Source organism: Pyxidicoccus trucidator (assembly GCF_010894435.1).
Lineage (GTDB): Bacteria > Myxococcota > Myxococcia > Myxococcales > Myxococcaceae > Myxococcus > Myxococcus trucidator.
In genome coordinates this window covers 1,056,631-1,078,549 of sequence record NZ_JAAIXZ010000001.1, presented here as the reverse complement: position 1 = coordinate 1,078,549, position 21,919 = coordinate 1,056,631, and the positions used below count along the sequence as shown (strand labels likewise).

Sequence of the window (21,919 nt, the reverse complement as noted above, 5' to 3'; positions counted from 1 at the left end):
GAGTGACTGCGATGAAGAAGAACCGCCACGACGAGAACCACCGTCCCGAGCGCCGCACCTTCCTCAAGGCCGCCGCCGGCTTCATGGGCTCCACGCTGCTGGGCGGCGTGCCCTTCCGCGCCTTCGCCCAGGCCGCGGAGCTGGCGCCCGCGGACCGCTGCTTCGTCTTCGTCTACTTCTCCGGCGGCTGGGACCAGCTCCTCGCCTTCGACCCGAGAGACCCGGACGAGTTCACCGCGGACCGCGCGGCCGAGACGAAGATTCTGCCCGGCTACAACCTCATCAACGACTCGCGCTTCCAGGCGCGCCCCGTCATCCCGGACATCGCGGGCAAGGGCCGGTCGAACATCGACTTCGGGCCGGCGGTGGGCGCCCTGGCGGACCACTACGACTTGATGACCGTGATTCGCGGCATCAACATGAACACGCTGGGCCACGAGGTCGGCTACCGGTACTTCCTCACCGGGAAGATTCCCATCGGCAGCGCCGCGCGCGGCTCCTCCACGGCCACGGAAATCGTGGGGCAGATGAAGCCCCGCGTGCCCATCGCCTCCATCTCCTACAACGTGGAGTCGTACAACGACAGGTACCCCGGCTTCGCCAACGCGCTGCGCGTCAGCCGCCGGGACGACCTGCTGCTGACGCTGCGCCCCAGCGCGGACAAGCTGGACAGCGAGCTCGAGAAGCAGCTGCTCGACTTCCGCGGCCAGCCCATCACCTGCGAGCAGGCCGCGTACGGCACGCGCGGCGTGGGCACCACCTACTCCAACAGCCAGGACCAGATGCGGCTGGTGCAGTCCCAGGGGCTGGAGAAGTCCTTCCAGTTCCTCGACACCACGCTCCCGGAGATGGCCGACGTCCGCAGCCGCTACAACCTGGTCAGCCAGGCGGACGTGGACAGCGAGCGGGGCCGTGCGGCCACGGTGGCCACCGCGCTGAAGAAGGGCATCGCCCAGTGCGTCACCATCAACCTCACGGGCGGCCTGGACACGCACTTCGGCAGCCAGCTCACCCACGCCAACAACCAGCGCCGCGGCTTCGACGCGCTGAACAGCCTGGTGACGGACCTGCGCACCAGCCCGCACCCGGCCGGCGGCAACTTCATGGACCACACCACCATCATGGTGTTCTCCGAGTTCTCCCGCACGCCGCTCATCAACGCGTCCGGTGGCAGAGACCACCACCTGTGCAGCTCCGCGCTGCTGATGGGCGCGGGCTTCAAGCACAACACCGTCTTCGGCAAGAGCGGCGACATCGGCATGTCGCCGGGCACGTTCGACTTGCGCACCGGCGCGGCGGACCCGAACGGTGAGAACATCTTCCCCGAGCACGTCATCGCCACGGTGCTTGCCTCGGCGAAGCTGGACTACAGCATCACCCGCGTGGAGCCCCTTCGCACCATCCTCGCCTGAGCCGTCGACCTTCATGAGCACCCATCCGAGGACGTCCTCCTCCGTCGTCTCCCTGTCGTTCCTGGTCTTCGCCGCCGTGCTGTCCGCTGCGTGCGGCGAGGGCTACTTCGGGCCGGAACGGCCGAGGCCCACGCCGTTCCGCCCGGCCGAGGTTCCGGCGAAGGTGGAGCTGGCGTCCGCGTCGGGCTTCGCGGACCAGTCCGGAGGCGGCGTCTTCGCCAGCGCCTCGGGTGGGCTCGTCCGGCTGCGGCTGGACGGCTCGCGCGGCGCGCTGGAGCCCCACCCGGGCAACACGGTGGACTCCGGCACCGTGAGCGCCGTCTTCCGCCTGGGGCCGCACAGCGCGCTGGTGGAGGCGCAGAACGGCCTCTTCCTGGCGGAGTCCGGCTGGCTCATCGCCCCGCCGTGGCGCGACGCGCTGGGGGCCGGCGTCATCGCCACCGCGCAGTCGGCGGACGGCGCGGTGTGGCTGGCGCATGCCAGCGGCCTGTACCGGCTGCAGGAGGGCACGCTGTCCGCGCTGAAGGTGGACGGCGGCGCTCTCACGGGAATCACCTCCATGGCGGCGGCGCCGGCCGCGGATGGCTCCCCGGGCGTCTGGTTCCTGCGTGACGGGAAGCTGAGCGTGGCGGTGGCCACCGGGGTCACCACCTACCAGGTGCGCGAGGCGAGCGCGCCGCTGGAAGAGGGCGAAGCCGTGGAGTCGCTGGCGGGCCTGGGCCCGGCGGTGGGCAACGCCGGCGAGCTGTGGGCGCTCACCAACCAGGGCCTGCTGCGCCGCACGCGCGACGGCTGGCGCCGGGTGGACCTGGGCGAGCGGCCGGCGCAGTTGCTCGCGGCGGGCCGCTTCCTCTGGGTGAAGTCGAGCGACGCGCTGCTGCTGTACGACGCGGACGCGGGCACGTGGGGCGTGGCCTCGGATTTGGACATGAGCGAGTTCCGCTTCCTCGCCGCGGACGAGAGCGGCTGTGCGTGGGTGCAGCTCGGCGGCCAGGCGGTGGCCATCAGCCGCGCGCCGGTGCCGCGCGTGTCGGGGCTGCACCAGGGCATGCAGGTGGTGGAGGACGGGCTGGTGGTGCGCGCGGTGGTGCCCCCGGGCACGCAGCCCGCGCAGGTCGTCTTCCAGTTGGGCGGCGTGGAGGTGCCCGCCACGGGCCCCGAGTACAGCCTGGGCGGCGCGGAGGCGGACGGCACGCTCAAGCCCTACTCCTTCGCGGGCCTGGAGGCCGGCCGTCAGGCGCTGGACGTGGTGGCGCGCTTCGCGGACGGCACCGAGGCGAAGCGCTCCGTGCCCTTCGAGTACCAGCCGCTCTCCACGGCGGCGGTGGGCTGGGCGGCGGACATCCAGCCCATCCACAAGTCGCGCTGCGCGAAGTGCCACACCACCAGCCCGGGCCGTCCGCTGAACACCTACGAGCTGTGGAAGGCGAACGCCACCAGCATCACCGCCGCGGTGCGGGAGAAGCGCATGCCCGCGGACGGACCGCTGGACCCGCAGCTCATCACCTTGATTCAGCGCTGGGCCGCGTCCGGCGCGAAGCCCTGAAGCGAAGCCGCCGCACCCCCTCGAGGCACCTGACATGATTCGACTGACCCGCGCGGCCCCCCTCCTCGCGCTCCTCGCCGCCGCCTGCTCGGACGACCTGGACCCCGCGCGCGTGGTGCCGCTGCCGCCCACGGTGGACCTGTGCACGGGCCTGCCACCGCTGGCGCTCACCGCCGAGCCCGCGCGCGTGCGCGTCTCCGGCCCGGTGTCGCTCGCGGCCACTGGAGGCAGCGGCCACTACCGCTTCCTGCTGGAGCCGGGCGGCTCGTCCGGCGAGCTCATCGGCAACCGCTTCGTCGCCGGCCGCACCCCGGCCAGCGACACGCTGGTGGTGGAGGACGCGAAGTGCCCCGGAGACGCCCGCGCCACCGTGTCGGTGCTGGCCGCCTTCGACGTCGCGCCCGCGCGCGCGGAGCTGCCGCCGGGGACCTCGTTCCAGATTGCGGTGGAAGGGCTCCTGGGCTCGGCCACGTACACCCTGACGAAGAGCGACTCGGGCGCCACGCTCACGGCGGAGGGCGTCTACACGGCCGGCACGCGCGAGGGGCTGGACCTGCTCACCGTGCGCGACGCGTCCACGGGCGACGAGGCGCTGCTCCAGTACCAGATTCGCACGGGCGCGAAGCTGACCGGAGACCCGGCCTTCCTCGCAGTGCCCTCCGGCGCCTCGGTGCCGCTGGCCACGCGCGGCGGCAGTGACAGGGTGAACTGGACGAAGGTGTCCGGCCCCGGCGCGCTCGCGGGCGGGCGGCTGTCGCTGGAGGCGGGCGCCACCGGCGAGGTGGCGCTGACGGCGACGGACCCCTTCACGAAGCAGACGGCGCAGGTGAAGGTGCGGGTGCTGGACGAGCTGACCCGCCCGGGGCAGGCGCATGGCCGCCTCACGGACGTGGCCAGCATGGTGACGGCGGACTTCGACGGTGACGGGATTCAAGACCTCGCGGTGGGCCAGCGCGAGAGCGATTTGGGCCGGCCCGCGGGCGGCGCCGTCTTCATCTTCAAGGGCGGCGCCGGGGGCCTGCCGTCGGCGCCCACCTGGGTGCTCACCGGCACCACGGACACCGCGGCGTTCGGTGACGCGCTGGCCGCGGGCGACCTGGATGGGGACTCGCGCGCGGAGCTGGTGGTGTCGTCGCCGGGCGCGGACCTGGCCATCAGCAACGCGGGCGCGGTGTACCTCTACACCTTCAAGGGCGGCGCGCCGGCCCCGCTGCGCAACCAGCTCACCGGCCTGCTGCGGGACGCCGCGTTCGGCGCGGGCATGGCGCTGGCGGACATGGACGGGGACGGGGACATGGACCTGGTGGCGGGTGCGCCGCTGGGAGACCTGGCCCCCACCAGCGCCATCAACCGGCGCGGCACGGTGGACCTCTATTTCTCCGAGGCCGACAGCCCGGTGCCGGACCTGCCCACGATGCGGCTGGGCGGCGCGGACCTGACGCGCGAGGGCGCGCTGGTGTCGCGCAGCAACTCGGACCTGGGGCGCGCGGTGGTGGCGGCGGACCTCAATGGGGACGGCCGCACGGACCTCGCGGCGCTCGGCCGCGTGTCGCGCTACAACGCCGAGGGCGCCGTGTCGGGCTCGCAGGTGGCCATCTCCGTCTTCTTCGCGCGGCCGGACGGCTCGCGCTTCCGTCCGTCGCCGGACGTGTATGTGCTGCCCGCCAACACCGCGGACACCGCCGAGGGCACGTGGCGGCTGGGCTCCGTCCCCGGTGAGGGCTCGCGGCCTCCGCTGCTGGTGGCGGTGGCGGACCAGCTCAACTCGCCGGACCTGCGCTCCAGCGGCGGAGTCCAGTCCGGCGGCGACTCGGGTGGCGCGCTCCTGTTCGACTTGAGTGAGCGCCGGCCCACGGGCGAGCCGCCGGCCACGCCCCCCCAGGTGACGCTCGAGGAGGCCTTCGCCCGCATCTACGGTGACGCGGGCGGCATCCTCGCGGGCCGGAGCTGGGCGGTGCTGGACGTGGACGGCGAGGCGGGGCCGGAGCTGTTGCTGGGCGCGCCCCGGGCGTCCGGGACGGCGGCCAACAACGCGCAGCGCTGGATTGGCAAGGTGCTGGTGTACCCGCTGGCGACGCTCGCCAGGGGCAGCGTCATCAACAAGCCGCTGGCCTCGCTCAATGGGACGGCGAAGTCGGACACGCTGGGCGCGGGCCTGGCGTCGTGGACGCTGCCGGGCGGCGCGGTGCTGGTGGCCTTCTCGGGCCGCGCCTCGTCGGACCAGGGCGCCTTCACCGGCCGCGTGGAGCTGTACCAGCGCGCGGGCGCGTCGCTGGCCGAGTGGCCGCGCACGGGCATCATGGTGCCGACGAAGCCCAGCGTGGAGCGCTTCGGTGAGACGGTGGCGGTGGCGCGCGGTCCGCAGAACCGCGCCCTGACACTGGTGGGCGCGCCGGGCTGGTCCGGCGCGGGCTCCAACGCGGACGGCGACGCGCTGTCCATCGGCCGGGCCTACGTGCACGACGCGGCCCTGCCGGCCACGGCGCGCGTGGCGGAGGAGGGCGCGCCCTCGCCCAGCCGCGCGGGGCGGAGCGTGGGCGCGGACGTGGCCTTCACCGACTTCAACGGCGACGGGCGGCCGGACCTGGTGGTGGGGGCGACGAGCTTCTTCGTCCCGGGCACCGGCACCCCGGCTTCCAACACCGAGCTCACCAACACCTACGCCAGCGTCAACGCCGCGTGCGTCACCAGCGGCACGCTGTCCGTGGGCGGCGTGCTCGTCTCGTTGGGGCAGGAGGACGGCACCTTCAAGCCGGCCTACCGGCTGTGGGCGCCCACCCAGCTTCCGGGCTGCACACCGGAGACGGACGCACGGTGCAGGCGCAGCGCCATCGGCCGCGGGCTGGTGGGCGGCTTCGACTTCAACGGCGACGGCAGGGAGGACCTCGGCGTCCTGCGCGACAGGGGCATGGAGGTGTTCCTGGGCCGCGCGCCGGAGGACGCGTCGCTGACGAAGCTGACCATGGCCTGCGACCCCGTCTACTCGTGGCCCTCGCTGAGCCTCCAGACGTCCGTGCCGGCGACGCTGGAAGACCTGAACGGCGACGGCTGTGACGAGCTGGCCTGGCGCTACGCGGAGGGCACCCGCTCCGGCGTGGCCATCCTCTTCGGCTTCGACACGGGCGGGACGCGCTGTGGCGCCCGCACCACCGGCACCGTGCTGCGGGTGGCCGGAGACAGCGAGCTGAACCTCAACAACCTGGGCCTGGGCGTGGGCATCGCCCGCGCGGGACGGTTCCTCGGCGATGCGCGCGACTTCGTGGCGGTGAGCGCCTCCAGCCTTCCCTTCGAAGGCGTGACGCAGCCGGTGGTGCTCCTCTTCGACAAGGCGGAGTTGCTGTCGGAGATGAGCAAGCGGCAGACCGCGGGCCAGCCGCTGGTGATTGGCGCGCTGGGCGACGGGCTGGAGCCGGTGACGCTGGTGCACCGCACCCGCGCGGTCAGCTTCGGTGCCTCGCTGGCGGGCGGCCGTGACTTGACGGGCGACGGCGTGCCGGACCTGCTGGTGGGCGCGCCGGGCGCCTCGGATGCCTCGGATGGCGGCGGCGCCGTGTTCCTCTACGCGGGCGGCGCGGGTCAGGTGGGCGCGCTTTCCCCATTCCTCATGGTGGTGGGAGATGGCGCGGAGCGCAGTGCTCTCGGACAGGACGTGGCGGTGATACCCGGCGCCACCGGGACGCCGCCCCTGCTGCTCATCGGCGCGCCTCGCAGCTTCCGCACCGGCACCCAGAACGGCACGGCCTTCGCCCTGCCGCTCACCTTCTGAGGAGTCGGCCGCGACACGGTTGGTCTCCGCGAGGGAACGGGCCTATGCTGGTTCCGTTTTCCTTGTAGGAGTTTCATGTCACGGCAACGGGAGTGGCAGTTCGAGGGGCAGCGGGCGTGGGTGGAGCCACCGGAGCCGAACGTCCTCTGGGCGCGGTTCCGGGGCCCCGTCAGCGTGGAGTCGTCGCAGTGGTCCTGCAACGTCTACAAGGAGATGGCGGAGGGCGGGCGCTTCTACCTGGCGGCGGACATCGCCAGCTCGCACCTGAGCGCGGAGTCGCGCCGCTACCTCGTGGACCACGCGAAGGCGGACTGGTTCCAGGGCATCGTCTACATCGGCGCGGGGCTGGACCAGAAGGCCACCACGAAGAGCCTCATGGTGGGCGTCATGCTGAACGGCGAGCCGGTGGACGTGAACTACGCGGACACGCCGGAGCAGGCCCGCGCCTGGATTGAGCATCACCGCGCGGCGAAGGCGAAGCGCTGACGGTGGCGCTTCAGCGCGAGTGAGGCGCTCCGGCGGGTGGCGCGTCCCGCCGGGAGGGCTCGTTGGCGGGGATGAGGTTGGCGAGCGCGGCACCGCCGAGGATGAGCACGCCGCCCAGCAGCAGTGACAGGGTGAGGGGCTCGTCGAGGAACACCACTCCGACCACCACCGCCACCAGCGTGTCCAGCAACGCCATGGCCCCCAGCGCGGCGAGGGAGATGCGCGGCAGCAGCCAGTAGAGACACTGGTAGGTGAGCACGGTGCCGCACAGCGCGAGGTACAGCACGGCCAGCACCGAGCGCGTGCTCCAGTTCATCGGCTGGCCCGCTTCGAACAGGAAGGACAGCACGAGCAGCGGGAGCGCGCTGCTGAACGTCTGACCGAAGACCAGCACGTGCGCGGGCACGTGGCCCATGTGCTTCTTGGCCAGCACGTTGGCCACGGCGATGACCGCCACCGAGGTCAGACACAGCAGGCCCCCGAGCAGCATGTGTCCCGACACCTTCAGCGAGCCCAGTCCGGAGTGCTGGAGCATCACCACGCCCGCGACGCCCAGCCCCGCGGCCAGCAGCTTGGGGGCGGTGAGGCGCTGGTCGGGCAGCATGACCCGGCCCACCAGCAGCAGCCACATGGGGAAGGTGGAGAACAGCAGCGCCGCCCAGCTGGACGGAATCCACTGTTGCCCGACGAAGAGCAGGCCGAAGGGGATGGCGATCTGCAGCAGACCGAGCCCGGCGATGCGCCGCCCCATCCCTGGCCCGAGCGAAGTTCCGTGCGAGCGGGCGAAGGGCAGCAGCGCCAGCCCCGCCACCAGCATGCGGATGCCCACGAAGCGTAGAGGTGGCAGGTCTTCCAGGCCGACCTTCACCACGGACCACGTGGAGCCCCACAGCAGGAAGCAGGTGCAGTAGGCGAGGGCGACCTTCAGCGGGCCCCCGGGCTTCACGGGGCCCGGGACGGGGGCGGAGGACATGGCCGCGCCGGACTAACACCGGGCGCTCGCGCATGCACGGCCGGATGCGGCACCTGGCGTGTGCGGCGGGGCGGAGACCCCCGTGCGAGAGGAGGCGGAAGGAACCGTCATTCCGCATGGCCGCCACCAGGGAGCGGGGCTCCGTGGCGCGAAGGGAGGCGGAAGGAACCGTCATTCCGCATGCCAGTCGTCCGGGGACGGGGCCACCGGCACGAGAATCCGGTTCACTCCGGCAGCGTCTGCCGGTCCTTCATGGCCTCGGCGAAGAGGTCGCCCACTGAATCCAGCCGCTTGCGGAACGTCTTGAGGTTGAAGCGAGCCGGGTCCAGCTGCTTCGTCACCTCGCTCCACTTCACGGGTGCGGAGAAGGGCGCGCCGTCCTTCGCGCGGAGCGAGTAGGGCGCCACCACCGTCTTGCCGCGCGCGTTCTGCCCCGCGTCGAGGTAGAGCCGCCCGCCGCGCTTGTCGATGGAGCGCTGAGTGGTGGAGATGTCGCCCAGGTCTACCTCCAGCTCCGAGACGAGCCGGTTCGCGAAGGCCTGGGTCCGCGCGTACGTGTGTCCCGGCGCCAGCGGGACCACCACATGCAGGCCGCGCTTGCCGGATGTCTTCGGGTAGCCCCGCAGGCCGTGTGCCTCCAGCTTCTCGCGCAGTGCCATCGCCACCGTCACCACGTCGGCCCAGCCGCCCTTGCCCGGGTCCAGGTCCAGCACCAGCATGTCCGGCTGCGCCAGCCGGGGCGCGCGGCTGAGCCACATGTGCAGCGTCAGCGCGGACTGGTTGGCCAGCCACAGCAGTGGCTCCTCGTCCTTCACGTTGACGTGGCGCAGAGTCTTCTCTTCGTGACGCACGCTCAGCGTGGGCACCCAGTCGGGGATGCCGGACAGCTCGTGGCGGAAGAAGCCCGGCGCCTTGATGCCGGCCGGCCATTGCTGGACGGAGATGGGGCGGTCGGCCAGCACGGGCACCATCAGCGGTGCCACCTCGCGGTAGTACGCGAAGACGTCCGCCTTGGTCAGTCCGCTGTCCGGGAACAGCACGCGGTCACCGTGCGTCAGCTTCGCGCGACCCTCGCCCGTCTCGGCCTCTACGTTCTTTCCGCGCACAGCCGCCGTGCGCGCCGCCAGCGCCGCCGGTGCGCGTCGGGTGCCCGTGGCAGCCCGCGCCGGTGCGCGTCGAGTGTCCGCGGTAGCGCGCTTCGGCGTGCGCTGGGAACCCGGGGTGTCGCGCACCGCCGCGAGCCGGGTACGGGGGCCCGAGTCCTTCGGTGTGCGCTGCGAGCCCGGGGTGTCCCGCTCCACCGCGAGCCGGGGGCTCGTGGCCGCACGCTTCGGTGTGTGCCGGGTATTTGTTGCCGCGCGCTTCGGTGTGCGTTGGGGGCTCGAGCCATCTCGCCCCGCCGCGCGCTTCGTCTTGGATGTGCTCCGCATCTGCCCACCCGTCGTCCCTTCCCGCACCGGCCGTACATCGCGGCGCGCCGCGTCCGGCAGGGCCTTCGCTTCGTCCTCACGCTTCCGCGCCTGTCGGGCCACGGGGGCGGGCTGCTCGCGCACCACCTCCACCGGCCGCTTGTCCGTGCGCAGTCCCTGGTACACGGGGTGGCGAAGCCGTCCGTCCTCGGTCCACTCGGTGAACTGGACCTGCGCCACGTGCCTCGGCCGGACCCACACCGCGCCCTTGCGAGGCTCAGCGTCCATCGCCATCGGCTTGCTCACACGGTCCTTGTCGAGCAGCTGCCGCAGCGCGCTCCGGTCCTTCGAGCTGAAGCCCGTCCCCACCTTGCCGATGTCGCGGAAGCCGCCCTCGTCGTGGACGCCCACCAGCAGCGCGCCAAGCTCCGTCTTCGCCCGCTCGTTCTGGATGGGGAGGTAGCCGAGGATGACCACCTCCTGGCCCGCCAGCACCTTCAGCTTCAGCCAGTCAGCCGAGCGGGTGCCCACGTACGGCGAGCCCTTCCGCTTCGCGATGAGCCCCTCCCATCCGCGCCGCTGTGCCGTGGCCAGCGCGCGCCCCAATGGCAGCTCCACCCGCTCAGACACCTGGAGTGGCAGCTTCACGCCCTTCAGCAGCTTCTCCAGCCGTGCGCGCCGCTCCTCCAGCGGCAGCTGGCGCAGGTCCTCGCCATCCAGCCACAGCACGTCGAAGAGGACGTAGCGCTGCTCCACGCCGGCCTGGTTCTGCAGCAACTGGAAGCGCGAGCGTCCCTTCGGGTCCAGCGCCACGATTTCACCGTCCAGCACCACGTCGTGCACGTCCAGGCCGCGCAGTGCCTCCGCCAGCGCCGGGAAGCGGGCGGACAGGTCATTGCCCCGCCGGCTCTGGAAGGTCAGCTTCCCGCTCCGGAGCGCCGCCACCGCGCGGAAGCCGTCGTACTTCACCTCGTACACGTGCGTGGCGTCGCCGGCCTCTTCCGGCACGGACAGCCGCGCCAGCATGGGCGGCCAGACGCGCTCCAGCAGCGCCTCCGGAGTGCGGGGCGCCGCCAGCTTGCGTCCCTTCGCCACGTGCTTCGTGCGTCCGGTGGGCGCCTCTTCCGCGGGCTCCGGAGCGCGCTTCCTCGCGCCGCGCTTCACCGGGCCCCGAGTCTTCACCTGGCCGCTCTTCACCGACTCCGGGCGCGCCTCGGTGACGTCGTAGTCCGGGGCCGCCGTCTCGTCCTTCGCCTTGAAGCACAGCCACTGCGTCTTCTTCCCGCTGCCGCGCAGGTGGGTGCGGATGAGGTGCCAGCGTCCCTTCAGCTTCTCGCCCTGGAGCTCCACCAGCAGGCGGCCCTTCTCGCGCTGCACCTCGGCCTGCCCTGGAGGCACGGTGTCGAAGGTGCCGCGGTCCCACAGCAGCGAGTCCCCGCCGCCATACGCGTCATTCGGGATGTGGCCCTCGAAGCCGGCGTAGGACAGTGGATGGTCCTCGGTCTCCACCGCGAGCCGTTTCTCGCCCGGGTCGTAGCTGGGACCCCTGGGCAGCGCCCAGCTCGCCAGCACTCCGCTGATTTCGAGCCGCAGGTCGTAGTGCAGCCGCGTGGCATCGTGCTTGTGCACCACGAAGATGGGGGCGCCGTCCTTGCGTGCACGGGCGGCGGCCTCGGGAGCAGGCTCGGGCGTGAGACGGAAGTCGCGCTTGCTTCGGTAGGTCTGAAGGCGTGCGTTGGGGCGGTTCACGCTCAAACCTTTGGCATCCAGCGGGCCAGCGGCAAATCACGCGAAGCGCTGAGAAGTTGGGAGTCACGCGCCCCGGGCCCCCACCCATCGTCCGGAAAGCCGCCAGCCAACCGGGCCCCGCTGAGACCGGGCTCGGGACGCGTGTCTGTGCGTACTGCACACCCCCCAGTTCTCAGGGTAGGGGCTCCCGTGCGCGTTGCATGCCGCGCTCCGGCGCATGGCCGAAGAGGAGGCGGGCACCGCCGGATGTCCTCCCGTGAGCACGTGCGCATCCTCAGTGCCCGGAGGGTCCATGGGGTCCGAAGCCATCGGCTGGTTCAGCTCGCTCATCCTGGTGCTGACCATCGGCAAGCAGGTCCACAAGCAGTGGAAGTCCGGCTCCAGCGAGGGCGTGTCCAACTGGCTCTTCGTGGGGCAGATAACAGCCTCCACGGGCTTCACCATCTACAGCCTGCTGGTGGGCAACTGGGTCTTCGTGGTGACCAATGCCCTGCTGTTGCTGAGCGCCGTGATTGGCGTGGTCATCGTCTTCAAGCACCGCCGCGCGGAGCGGAGGCGTGGAGTGCTGGCCGCGAGCGCCAATCGCGAAGGCCGTGAGCCCGCCCGCCCCCTCCACGCCTGAGCCCGAGGCCGTCTCGGGGGGCCGCACTCCGCTGGGCCCGACCCCCGCCCCTGGGGCGAGAGGGCAGGGGAGGACGCCTCAGCTCAGTGGCCGGAGCGACTCCTGCCGGCGCCGCTCCTCCGGCGACTTGATGAGGGACGCGTTGTCGCCGTGCTTCAGGCGCTGGTCCTCGTCGTAGGGAGCGGAGAAGGTCTTCACGATTTTGTTGTAGATGGCGAACGCGATGATGGTCGGCGCCCACTGACCCACGAAGAGCGCCGCCTGCTTGCGGCCCAGCGCCATCAGCGTCGCGCTGGCCACCACGGAGCCCACGGCGACGCCCAGCAGGCCAATAGAGGGGATTCGCTTGGTCGCTTCCTCGACGCGGGTGGTGGCGAGGTCCTCGTTCTTCATGGGGTTCCTCCAGCGGAAGGGTTGCGGGTCAAAAGTGCGCATGCCGGGGCCCGGCTCCCTCGCATGCCTGCCCGCCTGCTCTCGGACCGGGCCAGGGGTACTTCCCGGGGACAGGTTGGCCTGCGGGAAGAGCCATCTCACATTGGCCAGGGTCCGCTTCCAGGAGGTCGACATGGCCGAGAATTCCGCAGTCGCGAAGCTTCGCAGCCTGGCCCAGCTCGACGCGGATGCGGTGGGGGCGTACGACGCCGCGCTCTGTCGCATCCCGGAGCCCCTGGTACGTGAGCGGCTCAACGACTACCGCATCGACCACATGCGGCATGTCCAGGACCTCAACACCCTCATCCACCAGCTCGGAGGCGAGCCCGTGGAGCTGCGCCCGGACCTCAAGGGCGCGGCGATGAAGGGGCTGACGGCCATGACGAGCATGATGGGCACCGAGGCCGCGCTGGTCGCGATGATGGGCAACGAGGAGTACACCAACCGCGTCTACGAGCTGGCCCTGCGGTTCGAGTGGACCCCGGACGTCCGCGCCCTCATCGAGAAGCACCGCGAGGACGAGCGTCGCCACGTCATCTGGATTCGCGAGGCCGTCCGCAGCCGCCCATGGGAGCGGGAGCGCGCCGTCATCCACGGAGGCTCCGAGGCCCAGGCCTGAGGTCGCCCGTGTCCGTGCGTGTCCGATATGCCCCGGACGCGCCCTCGTTCCCCTCTCGAGGTTTGCTCTTGAGGAGGGGTAACACATGCGCTTGGTGGCCTACGCGGCGGTAGCACTGGCTTTGGTGATGACGGGCTGCGCGGCCCGCATGGGTGACCTGGACATCCCGGACCGGGAGGCCATCTACGACAGGCCCCTGGATGAGATGTGGCCGGAGGTGCGCACCTTCTTCACGCAGAACGAGCTGCCCTTCCGCGAGGACAAGGGCAGCATGGTGCTCCAGACCGAGTGGCGCCAGGAGTTCGGCGGCTCGAAGGTGGCGGGCTTCTGGCACCGCTACCTGGTGCTGGGCAAGCGTGAGTCCCCCACCCAGAGCAAGCTGTGGATCATCCGCATCACCAAGAGTGCCAACAGTGCCCTGTCGGTGGCGGGCAAGGAGCTGGACTGGGGCGTCAGCCGGGCTGGACGCGGCGGCGGTGGCAGCGAGAACGGAGGCACCCCGACCGGGGGCGAGTTCGTCCCGCCGACCACGAGCCCCGAGGACTGGGAGGAGATGATGGACGCGCCGCGCGGGGACAACTCCTACTTCGCGGAGTCCGGCCAGGGGTCGCGAGACCTGCTGATGGAGTGGAAGGTGTTCCGCTCCGTCGCGCCGAAGCTGGCGAAGGAGGAGAACGCGCCGCAGCCGATCCGCGTCGCAAAGGCGCCCACGGCGAAGGAGGCCCCCAATGCGATGGCGATTGAGTGCGGCCTGCCCATCATCGGCCTTGGCAAGCAGGTGAAGAAGGGCGCCGTGCTGCTGCTGGGCGAGATGCACGGCACGCAGGAGGTGCCGCGCTTCGTGGCCCAGACGGTGTGTCAGTCCATGGTGGCGGGCACGCCGGTGACGGTGGGCCTGGAACTGCCCCTGGAGAGCCAGACGCGCGTGGACGCGTTCCTGGAGAGCGCCGGCACCGAGGAGGACTGGCTGAAGCTGATGGATTCTCCCTTCTGGCGCAGCCCCTATCCGGACGGCCGAGGCAGTGAGGCGGTGGCCAACATGCTGGAGCAACTGCGCCAGCTCCGCTCGCGCGGCCTGGACGTGGAGGCCTTCGTCTTCGACCACCCCAAGGCCCAGGGGCAGCAGCGCGAGAGCGCCATGGCCGCCACGGTGAAGCATCAGGTGGAGTCGGCGCCGGACCGCTTCTACGTGGTGCTCTCGGGCAACATCCACGCGCGCACGAAGTCGGGCCTGCCCTGGGACAAGAAGTACCGTCCCATGGGCCTGCTGTTGGAGGAGGAGCTCGACGACGTGGTGGCGCTGGACATGGCCTACGACAGCGGCTCGGCCTGGATTTGCGCGGTGGACAGCAAGGGCGTGAAGGACAAGCTCGACTGCGGCATCCGCGATGCGAAGGGCAGGGACAACGGCGACCGCTTCTTCGTCCACCGCTGGGATGGGAGGAACGATGCGGGCTACCACGGCGTCTTCTACGTGGGCCCGGTGAACGCGTCCGCACCGGCAGTGCATAAGGGGCTGGGTCGACCGGGTGAGAACGACAACTCGGTCCACCCGCTGAAGGACGAGGGCTCCTCGTTCGCCTCCGTCCGCTGACGGTGGCACCCACGGCCACGCGGGCGGGGGCTCGCGTGGCCGATATGTCGCGTGTAGGCTTCCGTTACCTCCTGGGTCTGGATTGGAGGGAGTTGACGATGCGCCTCTCGGCATATGTGGTGGCGGTACTGGCTTTGATTGTGACGGGCTGCGCGGCCCGCATGGGTGACCTGGACATCCCGGACCGGGAGGCCATCTACGACAGGCCCCTGGAGGAGATGTGGCCAGAGGTGCGCACCTTCTTCACGGAGAACAACCTGCCCTACCGCGAGGACAAGGGCAGCATGGTGCTCCAGACGGAGTGGCGCGAGGAGTTCGGCGGCTCGAGGATCGCCGGCTACTGGCACCGCTACATGGTGCTGGGCAAGCGTGAGTCCCCCACCCAGAGCAAGCTGTGGATCATCCGCGTCACCAAGAGCGCCAACAAGACGCTCTCCATTGCCGGCAAGGAGCTGGACTGGGGCGTGAACCGGAACCTGAACGACGGCAATGACGACTCGGTGGGGGGCGTCTCCGTCGAGGACTTCGAGGACCGCTTCGATGCGCCGCGCGGGGAGAACTCCTTCTACGCGGAGTCCGGCCAGGGCTCGCGAGACCTGGTGATGGAGTGGAAGGTGTTCCGCTCCGTCGCGCCGAAGCTGGCGAAGGAAGAGAACGTGCCCAAGCCGGTGCAGGTGGCCAAGGCGCCCGAGGCGAAGGAAGCGCCCAACGCGATGGCCATTGAGTGCGGCCTGCCCATCATCGGGCTGGGCAAGCAGGTGAAGAAGGGCGCCGTGCTGCTGCTGGGAGAGATGCACGGCACGCAGGAAGTGCCGCGCTTCCTGGCGCAGACGGTGTGTCAGGTGACGGTGGCGGGCACGCCGGTGACGGTGGGGCTGGAGCTGCCGCTGGAGAGCCAGACGCGCGTGGACGCCTTCCTGGAAAGCGCCGGCACCGAGGAGGACTGGCTGAAGCTGATGGATGCTCCCTTCTGGCGCAGCCCCTATCCGGACGGCCGCAGCAGCGAGGCGGTGGCCAACATGCTGGAGCAACTGCGCCAGCTCCGCTCGCGCGGTCTGGACGTGGAGGCCTTCGTCTTCGACCACCCGAAGGACCAGGGGCAGCAGCGTGAGAGCGCCATGGCCGCCACGGTGAAGCACCAGGTGGACTCGGCGCCGGAGCGCTTCTACGTGGTGCTCTCGGGCAACATCCACGCGCGCACGAAGTCGGGCCTGCCCTGGGACAAGAAGTACCGTCCCATGGGGCTGCTGCTGGAAGAGACGCTCGACGACGTGGTGGCGCTGGACATGGCGTACGACAGCGGCTCGGCCTGGATTTGCGCCGTGGACAGCAAGGGCGTGAAGGACCGGCTGGACTGCGGCATCCGCAATGCGAAGGGCAAGGACAACGGCGACCGCTTCTTCGTCCACCGCTGGGATGGAGCGAACGACTCGGGCTACCACGGCGTCTTCTACGTGGGCCCGGTGAACGCGTCGGCGCCCGCGGTGCACAAGGGGCTGGGCCGGCCGGGCGAGAATGACAACTCGGCTCATCCGCTGAAGGACGAGGGCTCGTCGGTCGCCTCCGTTCACTGACGGAGACTCCCCAGCACCCGCGGGCATGTGCTCGGGCGGTCGATATACCGTCCGAGCGCATCCGTTTCCCTGCTCGAAGCTCAATCGAGGGGAACGTGAATGCGCTCGGTGTTCTACGCGGTGGTGATGCTGGTCTGGGGCCTGTCGGGCTGTGCGGCCCGCATGGGTGACCTGGACATCCCGGACCGGGAGGCCATCTACGAACGGCCCCTGGAGGAGATGTGGCCCCAGGTCCGCGAGTTCTTCACGGAGAACAAGCTGCCCTACCGCGAGGACAAGGGCAGCATGGTGCTCCAGACGGATTGGCGCCAGGAGTTCGGCGGCTCGAAGATCTCCGGCTACTGGCACCGCTACATGGTGCTGGGCAAGCGCGAGTCGCCGACGCAGAGCAAGCTGTGGATCATCCGCATCACCAAGAGCGCCAACAAGACGCTCTCCCCGACGGGCGGTCAGCTGTCCTGGGGCGTCAGCCGCGCCCTTGGCGGCGGCGAGGAGCTCAGCGTCGAGGACCTGGAGGCCTACTTCGACGCGCCGCAGGGAGAGAACTCCTTCTTCGCGGAGTCCGGCCAGGGCTCGCGGGACCTGGTGATGGAGTGGAGGGTGTTCAACTCCGTGGCGCCGAAGCTCGCGAAGGAGGAGAACGCGCCCAGGCCGGTGCAGGTGGCCAAGGCGCCCGAGGCGAAGGAAGCGCCCAACGCAATGGCGATTGAGTGCGGCCTGCCCATCATCGGCCTGGGCAAGCATGCGAAGAAGGGCGCCGTGCTGCTGCTGGGCGAGATGCACGGCACGCAGGAGGTGCCGCGCTTCGTGGCCCAGGCGGCGTGTCAGGCCATGGTGGCGGGCATGCCGGTGACGGTGGGCCTGGAACTGCCGCTGGAGAACCAGACGCGCGTGGACGCTTTCCTGGAGAGCGCTGGCACCGAGGAGGACTGGCTCAAGCTGATGGAGGCGCCCTTCTGGCGCAGCCCGTACCCGGATGGCCGCAGCAGCGAGGCGGTGGCCAACATGCTGGAGCAATTGCGCCAGCTCCGCTCGCGCGGCCTGGACCTGGAGGCCTTCGTCTTCGACCACCCCAAGGCCCAGGGGCAGCAGCGTGAGAGCGCCATGGCGGCCACGGTGAAGCACCAGGTCGAGTCGGCGTCGGAGCGCTTCTACGTGGTGCTGTCCGGCAACATCCACGCGCGCACGAAGTCGGGCCTGCCGTGGGACAAGACCTACCGTCCCATGGGCCTGCTGCTGGAGGAGAAGCTCGACGACGTGGTGGCGCTGGACATGGCGTACGACAGCGGCTCGGCCTGGATTTGCGCCGTGGACACCAAGGGCGCGAAGGACAAGCTGGACTGCGGCATTCGCAATGCGAAGGGGAATGACAACGGCGACCGCTTCTTCGTCCACCGCTGGGATGGGAGGAACGACGCGGGCTACCACGGCGTCTTCTACGTGGGCCCGGTGAATGCGTCCGCACCGGCGGTGCACAAGGGAATGGGCCGGCCGGGCGAGGATGACCACTCGGGCCACCCGCTGAAGGACGAGGGCTCCTCGTACGCGTCCACCCGCTGACGGTGGCGTGCGGCGGTCCGCTCCGTCGCTGCTGCGGCCCCCGGTCGGCTGACGTACGCTGCCGGGGTGACCGACCTCACCGTCTACCAGCCGGACCTCCTCTACACCGGAGGCCGGTTCCACGAAGGAAGGGCCCTGTGCGTGAGCGCGGAAGGGCTCGTCGTTGCTGAAGGCCCCGTGCCCGCCGGAGCGAACACCGTCCGGCTGCCGGGGCGCGCGCTGCTGCCGGGGCTCGTCAACGGCCACTCGCACGCCTTCCAGCGCCTCATCCGCGGGCGCACCGAGTACGTCGCCTCCGGCCGCGAGGCTGACGACTTCTGGAGCTGGCGCGAGGCCATGTACCGCGCCGCCGAGTCGCTGGGGCCGGACGACGTGTACGTCGCCTCGCGGCAGGCCTTCGTGGAGATGGCCCTGGCCGGCATCACCACCGTGGGCGAGTTCCACTACCTCCACCACCAGGCGGACGGCACGCCGTACGCGGACCGCAACACGCTGGCGCACGCCGTCATCCGCGCCGCGCGGGACGTGGGCCTGCGCATCTGTCTGCTGCGCGTGGGCTATGCGCGCGCCGGCTTCAAGGTGCCGGAGAACCCGCGCCAGCGGCGCTTCATCGACGGGGACGTGGACGCCTTCCTCGGCTCGGCGGAGTCGCTCGTGCGAGAGACGCGGGACGACGCGGCGGTCAGCGTGGGCCTCGCGCCGCACAGCGTGCGCGCGGTGCCCCGGGAGTGGCTGGCCGCGCTCTCCAGCTCCGCGGCGAAGCGCCTGCCCGTGCACATGCACGTGGCGGAGCAGCCGAAGGAAATCGAGGCCTGTCTCGCCGAGCATGGCCGGCGGCCGGTGGAGCTGCTCTCGGACCTGGGGTTGCTCGGCCCGGGCTTCACCGTGGTGCACGGCGTCCACCTGACGGACGAGGAGGTGGCGCTGCTGGGCCGGGCCGAGGCGACGGTGTGCGCGTGTCCCTCCACGGAGCGCAACCTGGGCGACGGCATCGTCCCGGCGGACGCGCTGGTCCGCGCGGGGGCGCGCATCAGCCTGGGCTCGGACAGCCAGGCCACGGTGGACCTGCTGGACGAGGCACGCCAATTGGAAGGCCACCTGCGGCTGGCGCGGCTGCGGCGCGCTGTGCTGGACCCGGGGCGTGGCGCCATGGACGGCCTGGCGGCGCGGCTGCTGGGGATGGCCACGGTGGAGGGGGCGCGCAGCCTGGGCCTGTCCTCTGGAGCCCTGGAGGCGGGGGCTCCCGCGGACTTCTTCACGGTGGACCTGCACCACCCGTCGCTCACCGGCGCGAGCCCGGAGTCGCTGCTGGCCGCGATTGTCTTCGGCGCGGACAAGGCCGCCGTGCGCGAGGTGGCGGTGGCCGGACGCGTGGTGGTGCGTGACGGCCGCCACCCGCTGGCGGAGGAGAGCGGGCGGAGCTTCCAGGCCCTGTCCCGCACGCTGTACCCCTGAACGGTGGTCCACGGGAGCGCCTCCAGGGGCTGGCGCGCCGCGCGTGGCGGTGGCATGACGCGGCTCCTGGAGGTCGTACCCATGAGCGACACGCTGCCCGCGCTGCGAGCCACCCTGACGGAGTTGGTGGCCATGGACACCACGTCCGCCCGTCCCAACCACCCGCTGGTGGACTACGCGCAGGCGAAGCTGGAGGCCGCGGGCTTCACGGCCGAGCGCCAGCACTACCTCGACGACGCGGGCGTGGAGAAGGTGAACCTCGTCGCGGTGAAGGGCGGCTCCGGCCGCGCCGAGCTGGCGCTGGTGGGACACACCGACTGCGTGCCCTTCGACGCGGCGTGGACGGACGCGCTGCGGCTGACGGAGAAGGAGGGGAGGCTCTACGGGCGCGGCGCGTGCGACACCAAGGGCTTCATCGCCTGCGCGCTGCACGCGGCCCTCAAGGCGGAGCGCGTGCGGGCCCCGCTGATGGTGGTGCTCACCGCCGACGAGGAGGTGGGGCTGGTGGGCGCGAAGAAGCTGGTGGAGGCGGGCCTGGGCCGCGCGCGGCACGCGATTGTCGGCGAGCCCACGCGGCTCACCCCGGTGCGCGCGAACAAGGGCTACTGCCTGGCGGAGGTGGAGGTGCTGGGGAAGGAGGGCCACAGCGCGTACCCGGACTCGGGCGCGTCGGCCATCTTCCGCGCGGGGCGCTTCCTCCAGCGGCTGGAGCTCCTGGCCAACACCGTGCTGCGCGACGAGCGTGACGAGGGCTTCCAGCCGCCCTTCACCACCGTGAATGTGGGCGTCATCCAGGGCGGCAAGGCGAAGAACATCATCCCCGGCGCGTGCCGCTTCCTCGTGGAGTGGCGTCCCATTCCCGGCCAGTCGCCGGAGCGGGTGCCCCAGCTGCTGGAGACCATCCGCCAGGAACTGGTCCGCGACGAGCCGGCCTTCGAGGCCCACATCCGCGTGGGGCGCACGGACCGGGGAGTGAATACGCGGGCGGACGCGGAGGTGGTGCGCTTCCTGGAACAGGTCAGCGGCAACGCGTCCACCACGGTGTCCTTCGGCACGGAGGCGCCGCAGATGACGGAGCTGGGCGCGGAGGCGGTGGTGTTCGGCCCCGGCGACATCCGCGTCGCGCACCAGACGGGGGAGTACGTCCCGGTGGAAGACCTGGTGCGCTGCGAGGCCGCGCTGTCGCGTGCCGTGGCCCACTTCTGCGGCGCGCGCTGAGTCGCCGAGTCGCCGGAGTCAGGGGCGGCGCATGGACGCCCCTGACCACGGACTCACGGCTCCTGGCCGGGTCGGTCGTCGAAGAGCTGCACCCAGCGCCCGTCGAAGCCGCCCTGGGCCGGCAGGTACCAAGGCCCGGGCAGCCAGAAGCCGGCCTCCACGCCGTCCGTCGAGTCGACGGTGCCGGTGTGGACGAAGTAGTCGTGCTGCCACCAGAAGGAGTTGGGCGAGCTGGTGTAGCCGCTCGCGCTCGCGCGCGTCTGTCCGCGCGAGTCCGGCATCGTGCTGGCCCACGCGTTGTCGTGGAAGGCGCCCGAGCCGCCGCCGCCCGTGTCCGAGGCGCTGGCATTGAGCTCATAGGTGCCGAGGAACCACTTCTTCGCGATGTAGCCCTCGCGCTCGTCCTCGTTCTCGATGTCGCGCGTCTGCGGGAAGAAGCGGTTCATGCCGGGGGTGACCTCAGCCGCGCCGGCCTCGTTGGTGAGGCCACTCTCCATCCAGAAGTCGAGCGGGTTGGTGCCCAGCCAGTGCGTCGCGTAGCCGCCGTGCTGCCAGTGCGTCGGGAGGATGTCCGCGATGTCCTGCAGCTCGTAGGTGACGCGCTTGACGCCAGGCCACGTGACGGAGCTGCCATTGTCGGAGCGGCTCGCGAGCGAGTCCGCCGTCGCGTAGGTGATGGCCCGCGCGCCCAGCGTGGAGACCGCCGCGGGCGAGCCCTGCGGCACGAAGGCGTAGTGCACCTTCTTCCGGCCGTCGTCGTTGTTCACGTCGACCTCCGCCTTCGCGGTGGGCGTCGCCAGCTGCGTGGCAATCCACGCGTACGAGTCGCCGACGAAGCGCAGCTCCTGCCCGTGGGGGGCCAGCAGCTTGTCGGACCACTCGGCCTGCCAGATGAGCAGGTGCTTGCCCGTGGCCGTCTGCATGAAGTTGAGCTCGGTGCTGCCCTGGGCCCGCACGACGTTGCGCTTGTGCTGGGTGACGACGGCGAACGCGACGGACTCGCCATTGCCCGGCGAGCCGACGACGCCTCTCACGTGCAGCTCCACCCGCTCCCAGTCGTGGAGCTGGTAGTCGCCGGCCGCGTTCTTATCGAGCGCGTGGTAGATGTGGTACGTGAGGACGAGGTTCTTCCCTCCGTCCATGTACTCGACGAGGTACGTGTAGAGGGTGGGGCGGATGCGCCAGTGGCTGTACGCGCCCGTCCCGGCGCGCGCCGCATCGACGTACCGCTCGATGTCCTTCCAGTTCAGCTTGTTGTTGGAGAAGTTCCCGTCCTGGTCGAAGTCGAAGTTGGTAATCCAGTCGTAGCCATGCCGGCTGTCGTTGCCGTTGGCGCGCTTGAAGACGACGGGGGCGTAGTAGTGGAGGAACTCCTGCCGCTGCGCCTTGCTCAGCGTCCACGCCTGCGCCTGGGCCGGGGACGCGGAAACCACCAGGCACGCGAGGGTGACGGCGAGCAGGGCAGGGAGTCCGAGCCTTCTTGGTGTTCTGGTCTGTCGGGTAT

General features: G+C 70.9%; 15 protein-coding genes. 11 read left to right on the top strand and 4 right to left on the bottom strand.

The window, feature by feature from the left end:
- Positions 1-11: 11 nt before the first annotated feature.
- From G4D85_RS04525 to G4D85_RS04510, 4 genes are all read left to right on the top strand, one after another.
- Positions 12-1,412, top strand: a complete 1,401-nt coding sequence (locus G4D85_RS04525) for a DUF1501 domain-containing protein (protein WP_164008194.1) — start codon at positions 12-14, stop codon at positions 1,410-1,412.
- Positions 1,413-1,425: 13 nt separating this feature from the next.
- Positions 1,426-2,958, top strand: a complete 1,533-nt coding sequence (locus G4D85_RS04520; protein WP_164008192.1) for a hypothetical protein — start codon at positions 1,426-1,428, stop codon at positions 2,956-2,958.
- Positions 2,959-2,992: 34 nt separating this feature from the next.
- The gene (locus tag G4D85_RS04515; protein WP_164008190.1) at positions 2,993-6,724 is read left to right on the top strand and encodes an FG-GAP-like repeat-containing protein; all 3,732 of its coding nucleotides are present in this window, start codon (positions 2,993-2,995) and stop codon (positions 6,722-6,724) included.
- A gap of 75 nt (positions 6,725-6,799) precedes the next feature.
- Positions 6,800-7,210, top strand: coding sequence for a hypothetical protein (locus G4D85_RS04510; RefSeq protein WP_164008188.1), 411 nt, complete (start codon positions 6,800-6,802; stop codon positions 7,208-7,210).
- A gap of 10 nt (positions 7,211-7,220) precedes the next feature.
- Here the strand turns inward: G4D85_RS04510 and G4D85_RS04505 are convergent, their stop codons facing one another.
- Both G4D85_RS04505 and ligD read right to left on the bottom strand, forming a co-directional pair.
- Positions 7,221-8,183: a DMT family transporter gene (locus tag G4D85_RS04505; protein ID WP_164008186.1), complete on the bottom strand. Its 963-nt coding sequence runs from the start codon at positions 8,181-8,183 to the stop codon at positions 7,221-7,223.
- Positions 8,184-8,407: 224 nt separating this feature from the next.
- Positions 8,408-11,341 carry a non-homologous end-joining DNA ligase gene (ligD, locus tag G4D85_RS49165; RefSeq protein ID WP_240359122.1) on the bottom strand — a complete coding sequence of 978 codons (2,934 nt, stop codon included), beginning with the start codon at positions 11,339-11,341 and terminating at the stop codon, positions 8,408-8,410.
- Between the two features lie 292 nt (positions 11,342-11,633).
- On the opposite strand from ligD, the gene G4D85_RS04490 reads away from it, so the two are divergent.
- The gene (locus G4D85_RS04490; protein ID WP_164008184.1) at positions 11,634-11,963 is read left to right on the top strand and encodes a PQ-loop repeat-containing protein; all 330 of its coding nucleotides are present in this window, start codon (positions 11,634-11,636) and stop codon (positions 11,961-11,963) included.
- Between the two features lie 78 nt (positions 11,964-12,041).
- Here the strand turns inward: G4D85_RS04490 and G4D85_RS04485 are convergent, their stop codons facing one another.
- Entirely contained in the window at positions 12,042-12,356 is a 315-nt protein-coding gene (locus G4D85_RS04485; RefSeq protein WP_164008182.1) for a hypothetical protein, read from the bottom strand.
- Between the two features lie 172 nt (positions 12,357-12,528).
- Here G4D85_RS04485 and G4D85_RS04480 point away from each other — a divergent pair, with 172 nt between their 5' ends.
- From G4D85_RS04480 to argE, 6 genes are all read left to right on the top strand, one after another.
- On the top strand, positions 12,529-13,014 hold the full coding sequence (locus tag G4D85_RS04480; RefSeq protein ID WP_164008181.1) for a demethoxyubiquinone hydroxylase family protein: 486 nt from the start codon (positions 12,529-12,531) through the stop codon (positions 13,012-13,014).
- A gap of 85 nt (positions 13,015-13,099) precedes the next feature.
- Positions 13,100-14,608 carry a TraB/GumN family protein gene (locus G4D85_RS04475; RefSeq protein WP_164008179.1) on the top strand — a complete coding sequence of 503 codons (1,509 nt, stop codon included), beginning with the start codon at positions 13,100-13,102 and terminating at the stop codon, positions 14,606-14,608.
- Positions 14,609-14,706: 98 nt separating this feature from the next.
- On the top strand, positions 14,707-16,182 hold the full coding sequence (locus tag G4D85_RS04470; protein ID WP_164008177.1) for a ChaN family lipoprotein: 1,476 nt from the start codon (positions 14,707-14,709) through the stop codon (positions 16,180-16,182).
- Between the two features lie 99 nt (positions 16,183-16,281).
- On the top strand, positions 16,282-17,742 hold the full coding sequence (locus G4D85_RS04465) for a TraB/GumN family protein (protein WP_164008175.1): 1,461 nt from the start codon (positions 16,282-16,284) through the stop codon (positions 17,740-17,742).
- 66 nt (positions 17,743-17,808) lie between these two features.
- A complete protein-coding gene (gene hutF / locus G4D85_RS04460) occupies positions 17,809-19,197 on the top strand; it encodes a formimidoylglutamate deiminase (RefSeq protein ID WP_164008173.1) in 1,389 nt (462 codons plus the stop codon).
- A gap of 81 nt (positions 19,198-19,278) precedes the next feature.
- Positions 19,279-20,415, top strand: a complete 1,137-nt coding sequence (gene argE / locus G4D85_RS04455) for an acetylornithine deacetylase (protein ID WP_164008171.1) — start codon at positions 19,279-19,281, stop codon at positions 20,413-20,415.
- A gap of 53 nt (positions 20,416-20,468) precedes the next feature.
- On the opposite strand, the gene G4D85_RS04450 is transcribed toward argE, so the two are convergent.
- The gene (locus G4D85_RS04450) at positions 20,469-21,848 is read right to left on the bottom strand and encodes a hypothetical protein (RefSeq protein WP_240359063.1); all 1,380 of its coding nucleotides are present in this window, start codon (positions 21,846-21,848) and stop codon (positions 20,469-20,471) included.
- Positions 21,849-21,919 lie beyond the last annotated feature (71 nt).